The sequence below is a fragment of the Agrobacterium pusense genome, assembly GCF_900102105.1.
GTDB lineage: Bacteria > Pseudomonadota > Alphaproteobacteria > Rhizobiales > Rhizobiaceae > Agrobacterium > Agrobacterium pusense.
Window position 1 is genome coordinate 1 of sequence record NZ_FNBB01000019.1, and the last position, 17,628, is coordinate 17,628.

Annotated in this window: 16 protein-coding genes, 1 tRNA gene and 3 pseudogenes; 10 read left to right on the plus strand and 10 right to left on the minus strand. The window is 58.7% G+C overall.

Annotated features, from left to right (window positions below):
- Positions 1-240: 240 nt before the first annotated feature.
- Positions 241-1,008, minus strand: a complete 768-nt coding sequence (locus tag BLU28_RS25030) for a hypothetical protein (protein WP_139190431.1) — start codon at positions 1,006-1,008, stop codon at positions 241-243.
- Positions 1,009-1,142: 134 nt separating this feature from the next.
- On the opposite strand from BLU28_RS25030, the gene BLU28_RS25035 reads away from it, so the two are divergent.
- Complete coding sequence (locus BLU28_RS25035; protein WP_077987213.1) at positions 1,143-1,370, plus strand: helix-turn-helix domain-containing protein; 228 nt, start codon at positions 1,143-1,145, stop codon at positions 1,368-1,370.
- A 67-nt stretch (positions 1,371-1,437) separates the two neighbouring features.
- Here BLU28_RS25035 and BLU28_RS25040 read toward each other — a convergent pair whose 3' ends face one another.
- The gene (locus BLU28_RS25040; RefSeq protein ID WP_077987212.1) at positions 1,438-2,277 is read right to left on the minus strand and encodes a GIY-YIG nuclease family protein; all 840 of its coding nucleotides are present in this window, start codon (positions 2,275-2,277) and stop codon (positions 1,438-1,440) included.
- A gap of 160 nt (positions 2,278-2,437) precedes the next feature.
- On the opposite strand from BLU28_RS25040, the gene BLU28_RS25045 reads away from it, so the two are divergent.
- Positions 2,438-2,821, plus strand: a complete 384-nt coding sequence (locus tag BLU28_RS25045) for an ester cyclase (RefSeq protein WP_077987211.1) — start codon at positions 2,438-2,440, stop codon at positions 2,819-2,821.
- A gap of 74 nt (positions 2,822-2,895) precedes the next feature.
- Here BLU28_RS25045 and BLU28_RS26170 read toward each other — a convergent pair whose 3' ends face one another.
- Positions 2,896-3,141, minus strand: coding sequence for a hypothetical protein (locus BLU28_RS26170; protein WP_139190432.1), 246 nt, complete (start codon positions 3,139-3,141; stop codon positions 2,896-2,898).
- Between the two features lie 356 nt (positions 3,142-3,497).
- On the opposite strand from BLU28_RS26170, the pseudogene mobQ reads away from it, so the two are divergent.
- Both mobQ and BLU28_RS25055 read left to right on the plus strand, forming a co-directional pair.
- Positions 3,498-4,343 (plus strand): annotated as a pseudogene (mobQ, locus tag BLU28_RS25050) (MobQ family relaxase); the annotation flags it as partial.
- Between the two features lie 598 nt (positions 4,344-4,941).
- Positions 4,942-5,154: pseudogene (locus BLU28_RS25055) on the plus strand (conjugal transfer protein TraD); the annotation flags it as partial.
- Here BLU28_RS25055 and BLU28_RS25060 read toward each other — a convergent pair.
- Positions 5,141-5,714, minus strand: a pseudogene (locus BLU28_RS25060) (transposase family protein); the annotation flags it as partial. The pseudogenes BLU28_RS25055 and BLU28_RS25060 overlap by 14 nt on opposite strands.
- Positions 5,715-5,819: 105 nt before the next feature.
- Here BLU28_RS25060 and BLU28_RS25065 point away from each other — a divergent pair.
- The 3 genes from BLU28_RS25065 (at position 5,820) to BLU28_RS26465 (ending at position 8,648) form a co-directional block, all read left to right on the plus strand.
- Positions 5,820-5,905, plus strand: a tRNA-Ser gene (locus tag BLU28_RS25065).
- Between the two features lie 241 nt (positions 5,906-6,146).
- Positions 6,147-7,889 (plus strand): site-specific integrase, encoded by a 1,743-nt coding sequence (locus BLU28_RS25070; protein WP_139190433.1) that lies wholly within the window; start codon positions 6,147-6,149, stop codon positions 7,887-7,889.
- 210 nt (positions 7,890-8,099) lie between these two features.
- A complete protein-coding gene (locus BLU28_RS26465) occupies positions 8,100-8,648 on the plus strand; it encodes a hypothetical protein (RefSeq protein WP_175477741.1) in 549 nt (182 codons plus the stop codon).
- Between the two features lie 243 nt (positions 8,649-8,891).
- Here the strand turns inward: BLU28_RS26465 and BLU28_RS25085 are convergent, their stop codons facing one another.
- The 6 genes from BLU28_RS25085 to BLU28_RS25105 form a co-directional block, all read right to left on the minus strand.
- The gene (locus BLU28_RS25085; RefSeq protein WP_077987205.1) at positions 8,892-9,707 is read right to left on the minus strand and encodes an ATP-dependent metallopeptidase FtsH/Yme1/Tma family protein; all 816 of its coding nucleotides are present in this window, start codon (positions 9,705-9,707) and stop codon (positions 8,892-8,894) included.
- On the minus strand, positions 9,704-11,569 hold the full coding sequence (locus BLU28_RS25090; RefSeq protein WP_077987204.1) for an AAA family ATPase: 1,866 nt from the start codon (positions 11,567-11,569) through the stop codon (positions 9,704-9,706). The genes BLU28_RS25085 and BLU28_RS25090 overlap by 4 nt, the downstream gene beginning before the upstream one ends.
- The gene (locus BLU28_RS25095) at positions 11,569-11,928 is read right to left on the minus strand and encodes a hypothetical protein (RefSeq protein ID WP_139190434.1); all 360 of its coding nucleotides are present in this window, start codon (positions 11,926-11,928) and stop codon (positions 11,569-11,571) included. The genes BLU28_RS25090 and BLU28_RS25095 overlap by 1 nt, the downstream gene beginning before the upstream one ends.
- Positions 11,929-12,052: 124 nt before the next feature.
- Positions 12,053-12,613, minus strand: a complete 561-nt coding sequence (locus tag BLU28_RS26700) for a hypothetical protein (protein ID WP_234794453.1) — start codon at positions 12,611-12,613, stop codon at positions 12,053-12,055.
- Positions 12,614-12,643: 30 nt separating this feature from the next.
- Entirely contained in the window at positions 12,644-13,213 is a 570-nt protein-coding gene (locus BLU28_RS25100; protein ID WP_234794454.1) for a hypothetical protein, read from the minus strand.
- 301 nt (positions 13,214-13,514) lie between these two features.
- Entirely contained in the window at positions 13,515-14,693 is a 1,179-nt protein-coding gene (locus tag BLU28_RS25105) for a hypothetical protein (RefSeq protein WP_139190435.1), read from the minus strand.
- Positions 14,694-15,342: 649 nt separating this feature from the next.
- Between BLU28_RS25105 and BLU28_RS25115 the strand changes: the two genes are divergently transcribed.
- The 3 genes from BLU28_RS25115 (at position 15,343) to BLU28_RS25125 (ending at position 17,627) form a co-directional block, all read left to right on the plus strand.
- Positions 15,343-16,344, plus strand: coding sequence for a restriction endonuclease (locus BLU28_RS25115; RefSeq protein WP_234794455.1), 1,002 nt, complete (start codon positions 15,343-15,345; stop codon positions 16,342-16,344).
- 63 nt (positions 16,345-16,407) lie between these two features.
- Positions 16,408-17,028 carry a DUF1819 family protein gene (locus tag BLU28_RS25120; RefSeq protein WP_210184485.1) on the plus strand — a complete coding sequence of 207 codons (621 nt, stop codon included), beginning with the start codon at positions 16,408-16,410 and terminating at the stop codon, positions 17,026-17,028.
- Positions 17,025-17,627: a DUF1788 domain-containing protein gene (locus BLU28_RS25125; protein WP_077987200.1), complete on the plus strand. Its 603-nt coding sequence runs from the start codon at positions 17,025-17,027 to the stop codon at positions 17,625-17,627. Before BLU28_RS25120 ends, BLU28_RS25125 begins: the two co-directional genes overlap by 4 nt.
- Position 17,628: the final 1 nt, after the last annotated feature.

Sequence of the window (17,628 nt, forward strand, 5' to 3'; positions counted from 1 at the left end):
AGGTTGGCTATGGCTTACGACTGGTACCGCAATGAACGCGACGGCCGGTTCGATGAACTGGCGGCAGGACTGATATTCTTCACAATAATCACCCTACTTCTGCTGTCGGCTTATCTGGTAACGGGCCTTGCCGCATAGGCAGGACGTGCTTGTGTCTCGCCGTCGCAGGGCGCCGAAGGACCGGCAACGATCCTGTTCACCAAAGACCGTTGCCGCGCCCTACCGAGCCCTTCACGCCGCTTACACGGCGATCCTGCCCCTTTCCTCCTGAAACGGTGTTTCGCGCGTCTTCGGCCGCAACAGGCGGATACGCGACTGCGGCTCAATCACAGACCAGTAAGGCTGGATCAGTTCACGCAGCATGCGTCGCAGTTCCGGCCAGGGGGTGTCTTCCTTGCGAAGCTCCGGATCGTACATCACCAGCATGCAATGAAGCTTGGCGGCGATATCGTGGATGTAATAGGGCTGCAGCGAAATCAGGACGCGCCCGGCAATGCCCTCGAACCGGGCAAGATCCTGCGCCTTCGCAAGGCTTGCGCTGTAGCCGATACGACGGTCGGCCGCATTCCATGCCCGTCTCAGCCTCAGCAACTCCAGACGTGCGCTCTCTGCCGCATCGGCGCCAATCCGCGGCGCCAGTTCCCTGATCTCCTCAAAGGAGGAAACAGTGCCAAGCGATGGGCCACCATTGTCAACGGTAATCACGACGGAAGGACGACCGCCGGCTTCTTCCAGCAGTCGCGCCTCGAGTTCCCGGCATTCGCGCTCGGCGGCAAGGCGCTGCCGATACATGTCGTACCAGTCCGGCCACAGCTCCTTGGCATGCACCGGTCCGGCAATGGTGCGCGAGGGAAGATCGTTAAGCAGCATCGGCAGGATCCGTGCCGCCAGCGGCAAAAGATTGCGCCGGTTGATCACGCTTGGCAGGTTGTCGACAAACGTCTCGTTGGGGAATGCATTTGCGCACGAAATTTTAGGTAAAGTTCTGCTATTCTCAGAATCAGCCATGATCCAAGCTCCAGCTAGCTAGATTGTGGTTAGGCTGGACGAAGTGGTACCAACACTGAGTCCAGCCGATTACAGCTTCGGAGGTTACGAAATTAGATGTCAACGAGCAAGAAAAATCACAACAGTGTAGTGAAATGAATGGCGCTCAGTGCAAACTTGCTCGTGTAGCGCTTGGCTGGGGTGTCCGTGAACTGGCCAGAATTGCCGGCGTCTCGACGCAGACCGTGTCGCGGCTTGAACGTGGTGACCCGCTCAAAGACAACACGGTCGCGACGATCAAGTTGGTTTTTGAAGAAGCTGGAATTGAGTTCTTAGCAGAGAACGAAAACGGATATGGTATCTGGGTCAACAATCGCCGATAATCAGCTATTGAAACAACCGAACTAACGCCCGCCATTTCGCCTGTCCAGTTTGTCGGACAAAAGCGTGCTAATGGCGTACCAGTTCGATTGTATGTGCATCGAGCACAACGCCTTCGACTACATCTCCCTCATCGAAGTGTGCCTGAAACCATCTGGCAACATTGGAATTCTGGCCTACCACTCTGACAGCCCCGGTTCGATTGGCGCTCCGGTTGATCTTCGAAACGACTGTCGGATTACCGTCACTGAATTTGACCTGGATAGCTTCTCCATCCTTTCCCAAAAATTTGCTGGCATCGGCGCCGGGGTTGAGGATTCCCATTTTATAATAAGTAGGTCCCAGCACGACAGAAAAAGACGCCAATACGCTGTCCGGCGTGCGTGAATACAGATCGGCCTCGGCGGTAGCCGGATCATCAAGCTCGGCTTCCTGTTCCTCCTCACGTTCTGCGTCTTCCGAGATCGCACGACCTCTATCCTTTCCGTTCCAAGGCGGCTCAAACTCACGGATCAGGCTGTCCTCCAGTCCGGCAGCCAGATTGATTTCAAAATCCAGATACTGAAGATGAGTTATCGGCGTAAAAACAAAGATGCGGACCGTACCGCCATCCGCGATCACCGTTCTTATGTTGCGATGGCAACGCTGGTTCGTGGCTTGCGAGCTACCAGGACGACAGTATCCGGCATATCGCTTCCTGATCGAACGCGCCGTCTTCCCAATGTAGAGAACCCGGTCTTCACGCACGAATGCGTATAGCGCGTTCGGTGCTTCCAGCAGAATTCGATTTGAGGCAGCGTTTTCACCGTCAAGCTCGTAAGTAATGAAATCGTCTTTCAGACGCCATTTCCCCACATCTATGAAACCGAGATTCAGGAGAACCTCAGCATTTACCCGCGAGCTTGTCATGCACGTTCAACTCCCCTTCGGTTGAGAACTTTTTGCTGTGAACGAACCGTCATGTCAACGAGGTCAGTTCGGGAAGGGCTAGTTAACGAAACGGTGAGAGCCAGGTAGGATTTATCGGCCTCACCGCAAAAAAACGGCCTCCATCCGCACGGAGAAACACATGCCGACACTTCAGGACATCTATCTGGCTTACCTCGACTGCCTCAACCTTCAGGCTTTCGATGATCTCGGAACCTTCGTCGCCGACAATGTCGAACACAATGGCCGGCCCTTCGGGCTGTCGGGCTATCGCGACATGCTGGTGAACGACTTTAACGACATTCCCGACCTGCGGTTCGAGGCAGAGATCCTTGTCAGCGACGCGACGCGCATTGCCGCTCGGCTTCCGTTCGACTGCACGCCCAAATCCACCTTCATGGGCCTTCCGGTCAATGGCAGGAGGGTTCAGTTCTGCGAGCATGTATTCTACGAAGTTGAGCACATGAAAATCCGCAGGGTCTGGTCGGTGATCGACAAGCCCGCAATTGAACGTCAGCTTGGCTGAGAGCCGGCAACGCTCAGCCGCTCTCATCCGCGTTTCCCCGGTTGCGCAACGCTTCAAGCAGTTGACGATCGGCATCACACAGCGCCAGACCTCAACGAAACCGCCCGGTCCTGCAAAGCCGAAGTGGCGCGGATCAAGGCCCGGCTCATGCAGGCAAGCAAAAGACCGAGCTTTGCCCAAGGCGACCAGCCATCCTCTTCATTGCCGGCAGCCATAGCCTCTTCCATCGTCACCTGCATTTGCCTTGAGGCATCGTCGGAAACACAGGTTTCCCTGCCGGCGGTTCGCTCTGCCTCTACCATTATTGCGACGATCGGCACTGCCAGCCCTGGGCTTTAACAGCTATTCCCGCTGAGAGATTTTTTTGCCGGTACCCCTCGTCCCTGACCGTCGTTCCGCCTCCACGAAACTGCCCGCATCATCCACGCTACACGACGCTCTCTTTCCCTCGAGGCAGGGTAGCAGGGTCAGCTCGCAACACATGCTGCTGCAGATCTGCAGATAGCCAGCCGTCACCGTCCCGCTAGACTGAATTCGATAAGGGCGCACTTACGAGTTGCACCCTTGTTGCAGGCAAAACCGCCGCGCTGCGGGAGGGATCTGCGCCGAAGTTGGCGACCGAGCCCCGGCTCCAGCGCAGGGTTCTTTCTGCCGGCGCATTTTATCTGGAGACGGCATGGCGATCTATCACTTCAGTGTAAAACCGATTGGCCGCAATGCCGGCAAAAGTGCGGTCGCCGCCATCGCCTATCGCACCGCCAGCAGGATCCTCAATGAACGTGAATGCATTACGCACGACTTCACCGCAAAGAAGGGTGTCGTTCATGCGGAAATCATCCTGCCCGATGGTCTCGATGCCCCATGGGCGCGCGATCGTGCCCTGCTCTGGAACGCGGCAGAATTTGCCGAACGCCGCTGCGATGCCCGTGTCGCCCGCGAGTTCGAGATCGCCCTTCCGCATGAACTGTCCGATGCCGGACGGCTGGCGCTGACACGGGCCTTTGCCGCTGATCTTTCCAATCGGTTCGGCGCTGCCGTCGACTTCGCCATTCACGTGCCGCAGGGCAAGAGCGACGAGCGCAACATCCACGCCCATGTCGTCATGACCACCCGGGTGATCACGGCTGACGGCCCTGGAGAAAAGACCCTCATCGAGCGCGAGAACAGATGGCTGATCGACCGGGGCCTGCCGACCACACAGATGCAGTTAAAACAGATCCGCGAGGCCTTTGCCGGTCTCGTCAACCGTCATCTCCTGCAGGCCGGTCTCGACCGCCGTGTCGACCACCGTTCGCATCTGTCGCGCGGTCTTGCCATCGAACCGACTGGCCATATGGGCGTGCATGCCGCGCAGATGAAGCAGCGTGGTATCGATGTCTCCCGCAGCCACATCGACGACGACGCGGCACGCCGGAACGCCGAACTCATCCGCCGTCGTCCCGAACAGGTGCTTGCCCTCATCACATCGGGACAGAGCGTCTTTACCCGTCACGATATCGCCAGAACATGGAAACGGCAGTTGGAGCGCGAACGCAACTCTGAAACATGGAAGCGTGAGAGGTGCGATGTCGTCGAGGTACCCGCCCTCACAGCGCGCAGCGAGGACATTCTCACTCGCCTCGACGCCCTGCCATATAGCGAAAAGCCAGGTTACGTGAAGCAGATGATGAACTCTGCAGAAGGCCGCAAGGCGCTGGAGGAAGCGCAAGATATCGACAACGCCCTGCAAACACGGTTCGGAACCGCAAACCTGCGCAACGAGCATCTGGCCAGGCTCCGAATTACGGCGGACGCGCATGTCTCCGTCGAACGGATCAAACAGCTGGTCGGACTGGTGGAGCGGACGCATCGCGCTGCACTGGTCGAAAAGCAGACCCTCACCCTTGGACAGACGCAAAGGCTCGGCCCGCGGATATGACAACCGTCACCCGCAAGCGCGAAAAACAGGGACCACGGAGGATGGCGCAGCCTGTCCTCACGATCTGCTGACAGGGGATCACAAGCAGCGTGAGAATGCAGATCCCTGCGAATATTCCGGACAGTCGTGGAACCGTTCCCCCCTGCCGGCATTGAATGAGCGGACGGACCTTTCCCCTCCGCCCATCCCTCCTCGCAGCCCTGTGAGGTCGGCACCACTCGAACCCTCCCCGCCGGAGGGTTTCTTTTTTTCTGAATACCGTGGTCAGCACAGCCGGAGCCGTCGTAAGGTCCAGCAACTTGGCGAACTAGTGATCGCTACCGGGGCCGATGCGCTCAGCAAAGACGAACTGCCCGGCGCGCTAATCGTGCTGGCCGAGACGAAGGATACTGGAAAGCGGGAGGCGTGCAGTAGATCGCCTCGATGCCGATCTTCTTCATCAGCGTGGCGACGTGAAGTCTACCGTTTTGTAACCCTTCTCCCCTCAAAAGCCCTTGCAACATCCGACGTCCGGCAAAGGGGTAGTCAAGATGCAATTCGTCGATCCGGCGCATCAGAGCCAGATCGCCGTCAGACACCGGACGAGGCAGATAATAGACACTGCCACGGCTGAAGCCGAGAAGCTTCGCCTGGCGCACGACTGATAGCTTATGCTGGCGGTCGATCATTTCTTTCCGCCCAGCAATCCCGCCTTGCCGAGCGCACCGGATAAAAAATCGTTCTCCAGTGTCAGTTCGCCGATCTTGGCGTGCAGTGTTTTGACATCGACGGTTGGACCCGCCGGTTCCGCCTTCGCTTCATCACCAAAAACGCCTGTCGCCCCTCAAGGAGCTGGTCTTTCCATTGTTTGATCTGGTTGGCGTGCACGTAAAATTGCTGGGACAATTCCACAAGCGTCTGCTCGCCCCTGATGGCGGCGAGCGCTACTTTTGCCTTGAAAGCCGGGCTATGGTTCCGGCGCGGTCGTCTCGTCATGGTCTCTCCTGTTTCCGGCATCTAAGCCGAAGTCAGGCAGAGCTTCCACTTATCCTAGCTGTGCAGTTTTCCCGAGCCAGCTCTAACCTCGTAGTTCATTCCGGCGGAGAGGTGCATAATGGTATGCACCGCACTCGAAATGCGGCATACCTGCAAGGGTATCGTGGGTTCGAATCCCACCCTCTCCGCCAAGTTGTAATCGCTCTCCGCCAGATTACCTGCAAATCCTTGGATTTCCTCGCAAAACCTCTGCTCGCCAGCGGCTCTTGAGGAGTGAAAATCATGCAGGTATCGCGCCCGGTACACCTTCCGGTACACGTCGGGGTATCGCCAGAGCCGTCGAATCAGACGCCTGAAACAAAGTCGGCTGGCGCTAGAGGACCGGGGCCTTATCTCGCCAAATCAGGGTCCGTTTACATCTTCCAGATTAAGATGCCGAAGACGAGCGGCGGCACGCGTGCCATCCCTCCCTTGCGGCTCAGTCTCGGCGCCTGCTCTCACCGGCGCGCGAGACTCCTGGCCGACCTTCTGGCGGCAAGAGCCAGATTGATGTTCGATTCGATGAGGCACGGTAGAGACATGCAGCAAGACGACGCCGAGGACAGTGAAAAGCAGGCGCTGGAAGCCGTGGCCGAAATGAAGGGCGAGCTGAAGGCCTATCTCCGGATGATCGACCGCTCGGACGCACCAATCCCCGTCGAGGAGATGCAGAAGGCTGCTGGCATCCGCGACCTCGTCGATCTCAACCGGGAACTGGAGAAGCAGACCCGCGGCGAGCCGTTCAACGAACTCATCGTTGGCAATGCGGACATTTTGAATCTGTCGGCAATCGCAAAACTGTCTGCATCGTCCGCGCTCACGAATACTGCACAGCAACCGGTACGGAGCCTGAGCTCCATGTCGATGTCACATCAGACTGCGGACAACGTCGCACCCATTATTCCTCCTGAAAGCGATAAAATAAGACCACCGGAAGATCCTCGCGACGCCAATGGGAGATTGATCCCCGCCTTCGAATTGGACCGCCGGACTGTGTGGCGGCCAAAGTCAGATAAGAAGCGGCTGAGCGACGTCATTCCGACATATCTGGCTGGCCGGAGAAACTCCGGCGGAGCCAACATCGCCCGCGACCTTTCGACAGCAGAAAGTCGGCTTGCTCTCTTCATCGAATTGATCGGTGATCACCCCGTAAATACCTATGTTCCCGCGGATCTTCAGGCCTTTATCAATTACATGCAGTTCTGGCCGGGAGACAACAACCAGCGCGATCCGGACATGACGCCGTGGCAGGTCATCGAAAACAACAAGGACCTTCACCTGAAACCGTTGGCAGAGAAAACGCTCCAGGAAGGCTATCTGGCCGTCATCAAGGCAGCGATCCGCTCCGATATAACCGCTGGCGGCTTCACCGACCCCTTCGTTGGCGCAAAGATCAGAATTCCGAAGACGGCGGCGAGCCCACGTAAGGCAACACCCATTGGCACGTCAAAAATGAATACCCTGTTCAGGACGGGTATTGAGTCCGGGCTGATGGAGGACATCATGCTGCCGCTCCTCGGTCATCTCACCTCTCGACGCCTGGGACTGCTGATCCATCTGCGCGGAAACGACATCCGGGAACAGTTCCCCGAGGTATGGGTGGGGCAAGTGACGCGCCTCTCTCAGATCAATGGCATCTGGACCACCGTCCCGGTCAAGACACAGGACAGCGAACGCTACTTCGTTTTGCACGACTTCCTGAAGGAAATCGGGTTCATCGACTGGGCGAGCCGCCAGGGCTCGAACTTTCTGTTTCCCAACATCATGAAGCTTGGGGACCCGAGTAAGAGCGGCTCCTCCTATATGCAGCGGCTGCTCAGGAAAGCAGGGATCAAGCCCAAGGCTGGCGAGGAAAGTGTCGGTCGACGCGAGGTCTTCCACTCCCTTCGGGGCGGGAACATCCAGGACATGCGCGACTCGGGCGTCGATCCGCGCGAACGCCGTGTCCAAGCGGGACACAGTGCCGGGAACGACGAGCACGACCTCTACGGCTTCGACGTCGCAACGGAAAAGGAAGCGCGCAAGCTGAAGACCCTGCCACTCGATCCGGAGATCGACTACTCGATCTTCAGAGGACTGGATTTCGATGCAATCGCCAAGCGCAAGCGGGTTGCCGGCCCGCCGAGGCGGAAATGATTTCCCGAGTTCCGCAGAGGTGGCGAGCGCGACGTCGTGCGCTCACCTGGGTGAATTGGACTGCTGCGTGCCAAAATGCTCAAGAAAAACGATTCAGTTGCAAACGGCGTTTCACGAAGTAACGGGGGGACGAAGTCCCGAATGTGAACGCCGTTTGCAGAATGTCGGTGATCAGGCAGAGCAGATGGCCAGAAATCGTCAGCCCCGCAGGTGAGGCTTACTTCGAAAGGGCCGGTCGTCGCGGGCGTAGCGATCGACGAGATCATCAAAGACCTCGTCGGCTGCCCGCTCGTCAAAGCCCTGGTCAACGAGAACCCCGACAACGGCGTCGCTCAGCTCCTCTATCCAGTCCTGTCGTCCCTGGTCGAGATAGCTGCTGATCGTCCAGAACAGCATCGCTCGCGCGACGTCGTCGCGATCCGGGCGCCGCTCGGCCCGATGCCGGTCCCGCAGTCGCTGCTGCCGTTCCCGCTGCTTGGCGTTCCGCTCCTCCTGAGTCTGTCGTGCCATATCTCCCCCCTTGTTGTTATCGATGGCACTATAATGGTCAGGGGACCGGCGGCATGGCGCAAGGCGTTTGTCGCCGAAACGGAATCATTGTGTTTTGAATCGGAATTTTCGAGTTTAGAATCGAATGAGCGCAATTTGTTTCGAGTTGCGGGCACGTTGAATGCCATTGTCGGCAACCAACTGCTCACCAGGCCGGGCAGTCTGACGATGGCGCTGGTCACTGCTGCACCGTTCGGCGTGATTGCCTGAATCGGATTTTTCGAACTCCGAATCGGTCGCCCGGAGATTGGAAACAAAAGTCTCGGGAAAAGAATCGTTTGCCTACAGCTTTGAATCGCTGCTCGGTACTTCTGAATCCAATCAGCGCAATTTGTTTCAGGTTGCGGGTAAGGGGAAGCAAATCGAGTCGATGTGCCGACAACTTGATGCCGAGGATAACGACCTTCGACCGGTCCGTCACCATGCTTGGCACGGCGGCAGATCGTGGAGCTGCTACGCCGAGGCGTTGAGGATGGTACCGACTGCCTCGCCATCGAGCGCCTGGGCGTCGAAGAGCGCGCGCACCAGCCGGTCGAAGGGCTGCCGGTTCTCGATGATGACCTCCGTCGCCCGTGCATGCGCGAACTCGAGCCGCCGATGCACCCGCTCTGCCAGATCGGCGTCGCGGCTGAGGATCGCGGTCGGATCCTTGTGTCCGAGGTAGAGCAGCGGATGACGGCCACCGAAGCCGAGTGCCTGTTCCATATCCAGCGCGACGCGAGTTGCGCGCGCCAGGTCGCTCTCTTCGGCGCCGCCGGAGCCTGCCGATACGGTCTTGAGCACAATCAGCTCGGCGGCGCGGCCTGCCATCAGCATTGCAAGCAGCCGCCCGTACCAATCTTCGGTATCTGGCGTACTGGTCGCAAAGGTTACCATGTTGTGGCCGCCGTCCTTGGCGTCGATCGTCAGCCCCTTGATCGACCCGAGACGCAGAGCGTGATGCACCACCGCATGGCCGGACTCGTGGATCGCGAAACGCCAGCGGACGTCATACTGGACCGGCGGCCGGTGACCGCGGATGCCGGCCTCGACATCGGCATAAGTAACGCGACGCTTTTCGCGGCGAGCTTTCAATCGCGCTTCGCGGACGATCCGTTCGATGTCGGCGCCAGTCAGGCCCATTGCTCGTGTTGCCAGACGTCGAAACGCCTGAAGCACTGGGTTATCATGCTCGGCCGTCTCTGGCGTGTCGATGCCGCGCTCTCCGTCATCCTCAAGGATGACCTCGATCTCGTCCATCGAGCCGCCAATTTTGGTGTTTCCCGTCATGGCTGACCTCCGATCTGGGTGTCCGACATGGCGACGGCATCGAGGTCGCTGCCCAAATGATGGGCGAGAATGCCGACGAGGGTCGGAATATCGGGGCGCGGGATCTCGATTTGCGTTTCCAGCCGCCCCGAGCGGCGGATCGCCTCATCGATTTCGTCCGGCCGATTGGTAGCGCCGACGACGATGACGCCGTCGGTTTTCAGCGCGCCGTCGAGAAGCTCCAACAGCTTGTTGACGCAGGCGTTCCAGTAGTCGGCGTAGGGTCGCGACGCCGAGGCACGCTGACCGATGCCGTCGATCTCATCGATGAACAGGATGGACGGCGCCTGACGTCGGGCTTCCGCGAACGTGTTTGCCATGCGGTCCAGCACATCATGCAGATACTCGCCTTGCAGCCAGGTCGAGACGGACGTCACGACCAGCGGCACCTGCAGCGTGTTGCACAAGGCGCGTGCGAAGGTGGTCTTGCCAGTCCCTGGGGCTCCCGAGAGAAGCAGCTTCGTGCTCATCTGCGACCAGGCGAGTTCACCCGACAGATAGTCTGTGAGATCGACTTTCAGGCCGAGCGCCCAATCTTTTGCAGCGCCATAGCCGGTCAGCGTCTCGACACGCAGGACAGGCGGTGCGATCGGCAAAAATGCATCCTCGACGGCCTCCGGCTGGATCACCTCGGCGCCCGTGGGCTTGCTTTTCGATTTCGCCTTGCCCTTGGACGAGGCGGTCGACGTCGACGCCGCGCGATCGCCGCTATTGCCGCCATCCCGCGACGTCTGCTCTCTTCGCTCGCTAGGGCTCTGTGTGATCAGCCGCCGCGAGGCATCAGCCTTGTCTCCGTTCTTGTCATCTTCCCTGTCCTCGCGATTGAGCGCCGCGAGCCCTGAGAGCGCATCGAGGCTAGAGAGGATCGGGCGTCCTGGCCGAATGGCGATAGCCAGATCGTCGAGCGTTAGCGCACCGGCATCGAGTTTCGCGATGCTGCTGTCAAAACGCATGACCACCTCGCTGCCATAGATGGCTTCCAGCAGATCGGCGATCAGCAGGCGATCGATCCCGGCGCCCGTCAGTCTGATATCGCATGTCAGATCGACCTGGTCAGGCACGCCATTATGTGTCTCCGACACGGCAAGTACCGGCGTGCCATCCGCAAGCGCCCGCAGCAATTGCCCGCGCAGGGCCGCCCGGCTCGGACGATTGGTCTCGCCAGCGGGGACCTGTAGGAAGATACGCCGGGTCTCGCTGTCTACCCACCTCCAGAGATCGTCGGTGAAAGCAAAATCCGCCGCCACGCCGTTGTAAGGTCCATAGGGTACGACACCGGTCTCTTCGATGAGCTGCGCCAAGGCCCGCTCAAAGCCGTCGGCGAGGACCGCCACGGAGAAGACGGGTGCCGGCTGGCGCAGTACCGCGCCCAGATCGCGCAGCGAGACGCCTGACTGTTCCATGGCCGCGGCAAGCAACAACAGAGTAGCCATTTGCTTGACGCTGGGCTTGTAACCGGCCTCGGCAACGACACGGACCGTGTAGGCATGTGCAGTGGTGTCAGTAGCGTCAGAGTTTGTCGGATGCCGTCTGAGGTGGCCCAGCCAAACCGGTACGGGCGGAGCAAGAATAGGTCGGCCATGACCGTCTTGCGGCGCCGCGATCAGAAAGCCTGCAAGATGATCTCGCACCCACTGAAGGTCCCGCTGGACATCGCCGCTGAGATGGGATTGATCGAAGACGGGACTGAAGCGGCCGATGACATGACCGTCGACAATAGCGGTCGTCATCGTCAGAAGACCGTTGCGGACCGCGAGACGGCGGACGGCCCGGCGCTCGACATGATGCAGTCGGCGGACCAGGAAGGAGGACAGACGATCCATCAGCGATCCTCCTTCATTGCTGGGTGAACGGAAACAATTTCCGGCAGCACGCCCTGACGCGCGAACGTCCGATGATTGGCGCCTGCCCTCCTGTTGAGGCAGTCGAGAACCAGCCGGCAGGCGGGATCACCGGATTCTGCCAGGCGGCGGAGTGGTTCCAGCACCACGGAGGGAATCTCGCGCATGTTCGATGACCCCTGCCGGGCAACCGCAAGAGCGAGGCCGATGATCAGAGCTGGGTCGTCCTGCGGACCCGGAGCCACAAGAGGTTGATTGGGTTTGGAAGCTCTCGCGCTGTTCCGCTTCAGGCGGCGTGACGTCGATGATAATGGGTGGGTGGACGTGATGTCTGCGGACATGCAGGGTCTCCTGGCCGGTCCGGGTTCAGCGGACGGCGTTTCAGAGGATGATGGAAACGGGAAGAGGCTGCCGCGGCGCCACGCGCCGCAGCCAAAGCCTCATTCGAGCGAACGCTCCGTAGTGTCAGGCGTCGAGCAGGCGCCGCGCAAAGCCAATGCGGATATGCTCAGGCGGCCAGGACACTGGGTCATCTGCCAGTGCCTCCGGATCCTCACGGCCATCGTCGTCATCATCGAAGCTCGCATCTTCGCAGTCGCCGCAACGGCATCCGGGTCCGTGATCCTCGGTGTCGCCGGTAACACCCTCGCAGACCATGACGCGCGGAATTGCCCGCAGCACACCGAACCTACGCACCGGGAGCGCCCCCGTGGAGGCAGCAGCGGCGAGCACCGGGGCCGATGTCACCGCAGGCGTCTCGGGAAGACCAAGCGCTCGACGCGCCTCGACCTCAAGAAGCTGTTGCACGCGGTGTCCGAAGCGCAGGCGCAGTTCCGCCATGCAGGCGGCAGCCCCATCGATCTCGAGAAGGTCGTCGATTTCCGACAGAGCCCAGACGCCCGCCGCATGATCGCTTGGACGACTGGCGCCATCAACGATCGCGACGCCCACCGTCTCGACCATCATCCGCTTCTGGGTTTTGTAGAGCCAGTCCGGCAGCACCATCGCCGACGCCAGCATCTTCAACTTCAATTCCTCGAGCCGGCTGGTGTCACCCTAGGACGCAAGCGACCGCTTGAGGTCGAGGACGAAAGCCGCCCGCTTGGCGCGGTTCACGATGATCAGGTCAGGCGTGTAGCTGCCCTTCGCCGGTGCCTCGCAGTCAAGCCGTACGCCCTCGAGCTGGCGCCAGTCGTTGCCGGCAACCGCTTCGATCGCAGCCTTCACCAACGGCAATTTGATCGACTGCATCAACACGACCAAATCGGGATTGACCTTCGCCAGCCGCTCGACGGCCTGCTCCAGGAGCTTGCCTTCCCGGAATGACACCGCCCGTACAAGAGAGGCGACATTGACATAGTGACCGAGGATCTCGTCCTCGACCGGCTCACCGTCGGCAATCGCGGCAATCGCCTTGTCGATCAGCAGACCAAAATCAGCTTCGACGTCCGGGTAACGCACCAGATGCGGGTGGCGACGCATCACTGGCGGTTCAGCCTGAACAGCGAAGCGCTCACCGAACTGGCGGTGCGACGTCGAGCCGGCGAGTGAAGAGACGGTGGAGGATGCCGTTGATGCGGCGTGCAGAACTTCCCCGGACAGGGTTGAAGTGTGTAGATTGGTCAAAGCCCGATTCCTTTCCTAAGAAGGCTTGAGGGTCAGGCCCTTGGTAGCGTTGGCGCGCTGCCTTGGGCCGCTTAGCTTCATCAGTGAAGCCCTTCTTATGTCGCAGGACCGCAACCGGATCTCAAGGACCCTATCGGCGAAAAGAGAACAGATCCAGAACACGATTAACGGCGGACTCACATCCGAATTCGAATCCCAAACGATGGTAAACTAGCAATAAATCGCGGTGAGTTTGCCATGAGCACATCCCCAGGCGAATAGCCGGAATCAAGAAAGGGGCCCGAAGACCCCTTTCTTATGTTCAGTCCGCCGACGCCTCGGCGGGTTTGCGCGAGAGCGCCCTCGGCTTCCTTACTCCAGACATCCCTTCGGTCGAACCGAAAGAAAGGACGTTGGAACCGACGGTCTCAGATGTTCCACCGCTCCGGGTGAACATCGCCGGCGGTACGTAGTCCTCGAGCGCTTCATCATCGTCCTCGGACGGGTCGAGGCTTGGGGCGTCAACCCGCTCGACGCCACCCAGCGCCTCCAACCCACTATGCATCACCTTGTCGGGCGAGTTCGAGGCAACGGCGGCCTGGAGCGGCCATTCAGGCTGCTTCGTTCGAGAGGTTGCCCACTCGAGGAGGGGCAGCAGCTCCTGGCTCAGCCACAGTTCGAGCTCCTTCGCCTCAGGCCATGCCTCTCGATCACCCACATCGTCGAGCGTCTCGAAGACTCTGTGCCAGCAGCTTCCGGGAGCGAGCTCGGTCGCGGAGAGCTTGCGGACGTCGATGTCGCCTGGCGCATCGAGAAGTAGGATGTTGCCCAGGCTGCGCTTGGCAAGTCGGCCCAACGGCTCAAGCACCGGTACGAGTGCTTTCTTCTGAAGACGCTTGCCCCGAGGTTTGCTTTGGAGAATGTCCTCGACAGTCTTGGCAAGCATTGCCGCATTTTCAACGAAAGCGGCAACACCGCTCTTCGTCTTCATGTCGATCAGCGCCCTCAGTCCGGAAAGACCGCCGACGTCGGGAAGCTCCGTTGCGGTGACCTCTTCGGAGGCTGCTTCGGAACCGTCCGCCAGCAGGGCTTTCACCTCACTGACGCGAATGCCGTCGTTCTCCTCCGCAAAAGCCAGGGCAGTCTCAACCTTTTCGTCCGGCGCGGACGCCAGATGAAAAAGAACCGTGGGGCTGACGGCCAGCTCGACCGCACGTGTGCGGTACGGGGCGAGATTGCGAGCAACAGACCGGTAGTTGCGCGCGGTCTTCGAGGAGATGTCGCATCGCTGCGATACCCATTTCTCGAAAGTGCCGGGCTCAACGAGCTCGGACGCCTGCTCCAGCAGGTCACCCAGTTCGAATGCCTGCTCCGTGGAGCGGCGCCCCAAAGCCTGGATGTTGGAGGCTGTGGCTTCCAACGCCTTCATGCTCTGCGCGTCGATGGCGGCCGCGCCGTAGTCAAAACGGCCGGATGCCGCTTTAGTCGTTTTCTTCGTCATGTCAAAGATCCTTGCGTGTTGCAAAAGCATCAACTGCAGGTGCGCAATTGATATGTAAATTATCCCTTGATGTTGAAGGTAACTCAAGACGTATCAAAAGTTGTTCATTCGAGTTTTACTTAGGAATTTGGCGGTATCGCATAAATTAATACTTAAATTAATTCATTTTTAGCGCATTAAAATTTTTCTTACTTCGGCTTGACCAAAGTAATAAAACACAACCTTAGGGCGCACGACTTTGCGCGCCCATGCATGTTTTCGAAGACATGTCGACCTGCTAACACCGGAACAGTTCATAGAGGTGCCGCGACGTCAAAAGCTGTCCTGACGACAAAAGTCGATCCGACCTACGACGACCTTCCGGAGCAGCGCTACCATTCCGCTAACCTATATGCGTCAGATCGAGGCTGCGCGGGGAGATCGGGTCGTCTACTATAAGCCAAGACGGCCGAGCGGAGATCTGATGAAAACGGGTGGCAAGCAGGCTTACGTCGCAACAGCCACAGTCCCCGACATCGTCGAGGATCGGTCAAAGCGGAAATAATTTCCGGGCCGGTGGATCAGAGACTACAGCTATAGCGTAGAGGCTTGATCAATCTTGCAATTTTGCGACGAGTGATGAATGTATCCCTGCGACAGGGGGATGCATATGAGTAAATCGTGGATGGTTCGCGCCGAGCGCAATGGTCGCTTGTTTGATACGTTTAAGGAAAAGTCTGTCGTTGCCATCGGCTGGCCCGCCCTGGGTGATCTGTCCCAGGCAAAAACCCGCAAAACCATCAGCGAGGCGCTTGCGAAATCCTATGCTGGTGCCAAGCCGCAGAGCCAGGCCATGGCGGCCGGCCAGCTTCATCGCTTCGTCAATGAGATGAGCATCGGCGACATGGTCGTTACCTACGATCCCTCGCGCCGAGTCTATTTGGTGGGCGAGATCGCCAGCGCCTATCGCCACGATACCTCGATCGATCCGGAGGACACGCAGGTCCGGTCCGTGCGATGGGATGGCGAAGTCAGCCGCGATCTCCTCTCTGTCGAAAGCCGCAATAGCCTCGGCTCCATATCGACCCTGTTTCGGCTATCCAACGATGTCGCGGCAGAACTGAAGAAAGCTTTGTCCGGCAATATCGCAACACCGCCTGAAAGTGCGGCGACCGCGGGCGAGGCCGCCGAAGAAGACCTTTTCGAATCGATGGCCAGCCGCGCCCACGAGTTTATCAAGGACAAGGTGAACGCTCTGAGTTGGTCGGAAATGCAGGACCTCGTTGCGGGTCTGCTCCGTTCCCTCGGCTACAAGACGCGTGTGTCTGACGCTGGCCCCGATCAAGGCAAGGACATTGTCGCCTCGCCCGATGGTTTTGGCTTTGAGGCACCCCGCATCGTTGTAGAGGTGAAGCATCGCAAAGGCTCCATGGGCGCGCCCGATCTGCGCAACTTCATTGCCGGACGGCATGACCTCGACAAGGGCCTTTACGTCAGCACCGGCGGCTTCACCCGTGAGGCCCGATATGAAGCCGAACGCGCCCGTATCCCGACAGCACTCATGGATCTTGATGATCTGGTGAAAAGCCTGCTGGAGCAATATGATAAGCTTGATCTCGAGACCCAGCAGCTCATTCCCCTGAAGCGTATTTTCATACCAGCATGGTCTTAAGTGAAAAGACACTTGATGATATCAGAGCCGCAGAGACAAAATGGCATGCTGGAGCATCGACACGTGGCTAGTGAAGAGAAACATTCCTACAAGATGTCATTCGTCGTAGGCGGCTTGTTCCTAAACGAGAGCATCGAACTCGTTCACCTTCATGATTCCGCAGCAGATTGGAATGAGACGCGGGAGCTCGCCCTTGCCCGAGGTATCACTTCGTTGCCCAAAGCAGATTCACGGCGTCGAATTCTTCGGGAGATTATAAGCAGGCTTTCAAAGCTAACCGAGACGGAGGTCCGCCATTTCGCTGAGGCAGGAGACCGTATAGATCAGCAATCCTTGCTGTGGTTGGCAGTTTGCCGGGAGTACCGCTTCGTGCAAGAATTTGCGATTGAAGTTGTGCGAGAACGCTTCTTGTCTCTTCAAATCGAGTTGCCACTTCAGACCTTCGATACATTCTTCGCCGCAAAAGCTGAGTGGAATGAGGGGCTGGCGAAGATCAGCCCGGCCACAAGGACCAAGCTGCGCCAGATACTGTTCCGGATTATGCGTGAAGCGGGGATCATCTCCCCCGAGAACACGATCCTCGCGAGCTACATTTCACCGCAACTGTACGGGATAATTTCAGAGCGAAACCCTTCTGATCTCCATATTTTTCCGGGCCTTAGATACGATAGAGGCATCGCATGAGCCAGCCATCAACGCGAAAGGAGCGCTCTGCGCACCTTTTCAAGGTTATCACGAGCCAGCGGTTCTTAACGAAGCAAGGCCTCGGAAACGAGGTGCCGTTCTTCATTTATCCTTATGATGCGAAGGAGGGGCTGTCAGTAAACGAAGACAGGCGTGATCTCATCTCTCGAATCCGTAACGAAGGCCTGGCTGTCTTGGACCTCAGCCTGTACGATCTGTCACTCGAAATTTTGACAGAGCGCGGGATACTTGAGCAGGTTCTCGAAATTGAGCCAGAGACGGACAAGGGCGAACTACGAGAGTTGCTCCAGTCGGTTCTGGATCCTCAAGCGAATCTGATCCCGAAAATCGCCGAAGCGATCTCATCCACAACACACGACGTTATCTTCCTGTCCGGCGTCGGTGAGGTGTATCCGTATATTCGGTCGCACAACGTCCTGAACAATCTTCAGAGCACGGCGAAGGACAAGCCCACCGTTTTGTTCTTTCCCGGAAGCTACACCCACGCGCTTGCCACAGGGGCGTCTCTCGACCTCTTCGGCTGCCTCCACGACGACAAATACTACAGAGCTTTCAATATCTTGAATTACGAGGTCTGAT